This window comes from Limosilactobacillus galli, from assembly GCF_947381495.1.
Taxonomy (GTDB): Bacteria; Bacillota; Bacilli; order Lactobacillales; family Lactobacillaceae; genus Limosilactobacillus; species Limosilactobacillus galli.
Genome location: NZ_CANCWK010000116.1, coordinates 1 through 439, shown reverse-complemented (window position 1 = coordinate 439; position 439 = coordinate 1). Strand labels below are relative to the sequence as shown.

1 pseudogene is annotated in these 439 nt (G+C 41.9%); it reads left to right on the top strand.

Annotated features, from left to right (window positions below):
* Window positions 1–439: pseudogene (locus tag QOS10_RS09515) on the top strand (IS30 family transposase); the annotation flags it as partial.

The window sequence follows — 439 nt, the reverse complement described above, 5'->3', positions numbered from 1 at the left end:
GCCAACTTCGTCGTCAAAAATCTAATGGTAAGATTTACGAATATTCTTACTACATCTATAGTTATGAAGCTGGTCAGGCCACATATCTTGAACATCACCGCCATTCTGGTCGTCGTCGCTTATATTATTCTTCAAAGCAATTTTTACGATTAGCTGATCAGCTAATGCTTGGTGAGTTTGACGACCACCATTACTCCCCACAAGCGGTTATTTATAAGGCTCGAGATTTAATGAATGATGGCACCCTGATCCCAAAGTCGGTTGTAACTTTATATCAATGGATTAATGAGGGTGTGCTTCGTACGTCCAATTTAGACCTCTTTGAAAAACCTAAACGTAAGCATCATCGAACTCATCCGCAAGCTAAAAGGTGCTTAGGGCCTAATATTGCTCAACGACCTCAAACTGCGGACCAACGGTCCGAAATTGGCCATTGGGA